This is a genomic window from Streptomyces sp. NPDC025793, from assembly GCF_055558375.1.
On the sequence record NZ_JBVHMR010000164.1, the window covers coordinates 1 to 1,160 of the forward strand.

The window sequence follows — 1,160 nt, forward strand, 5'->3', positions numbered from 1 at the left end:
ACCCGCAGCAGCGGTTGTTGCTGGAGGTTGCCTGGGAGGCCTTCGAACGCGCGGGTATCGACGCGGACTCACTGCGCGGCAGCCGGACCGCAGTGGTTGTGGGAGCAACACCGCACGGATACGGCGCAGTAGGAACTGACGCCGGCGGATACCTGCTCACCGGTACCACGCCTGGAGTCCTGTCCGGGCGAATCGCGTACCAGTTCGGCTTCGAGGGAGCCGCGACAACGGTCGACACGGCCTGCTCGTCATCACTGGTGGCACTGCACCTGGCGGCGCAGGCGCTGAGATCGGGCGAGTGCTCGCTCGCGCTGGCCGGCGGCGTCGCGGTCATGGGCACTGCGATGATCCTCACGGAGTTCGCGCGGCAGCGAGGGCTGTCTCCGGACGGCCGGTGCCGGTCGTTCGGCGCGGGCGCGGACGGCACCGGGTGGTCCGAGGGCGTGGGCCTGGTGGTGCTGGAACGGCTGTCCGATGCGCGGCGCAACGGGCACCGGGTACTCGCGCTGCTGGCGGGTTCGGCCGTGAACCAGGACGGGGCCTCGAACGGACTGACGGCCCCGAACGGACCCTCGCAGCAGCGGGTGATCCGGCAGGCGCTGGCCAACGCAGGGCTGACGGCCGCCGATGTCGACGTGGTGGAAGGACACGGCACGGGTACTCGGCTCGGGGACCCGATCGAAGCACAGGCACTACTGGCGACCTACGGGCGGGAGCACACCGACGGCTCACCCCTGTGGCTCGGATCGGTGAAAGCGAACATCGGACACCCACAGGCGGCGGCAGGCATTGCCGGGGTCATCAAAATGGTGATGGCGCTGCGGCACCGGTTCCTGCCCAGAACCCTGTTCGCCGAGGACCCCTCGACCGAGGTGGACTGGTCCTCCGGCGGGGTGGCGTTGCTGACCCGAGCACGGGACTGGCCGGACATCGGCCGACCCCGGCGAGCCGGAGTGTCCTCATTCGGCATCAGTGGGACGAACGCACACGTCATTCTGCAGCAGCCACCGAATGAACCAGCGACGGCCGACCGGCGGCCGGCACCGACAGCCACGCGCGAATTGCCGGTGGTGCCGTTTGTGTTGTCGGGTCGTGGGGCGGGGGCGTTGGGTGGTCAGGCTGCTCGGTTGCGGTCGTTTGTGGCGGAGCGGCGTGATGTG

Annotated in this window: 1 protein-coding gene; it reads left to right on the plus strand. The window is 69.7% G+C overall.

Annotation, left to right across the window (positions count from 1 at the left end):
- Nucleotides 1–1,160 (plus strand): beta-ketoacyl synthase N-terminal-like domain-containing protein (locus ACZ4MF_RS49090; RefSeq protein ID WP_467500971.1); only part of this gene is annotated, 1,160 nt, incomplete at both ends.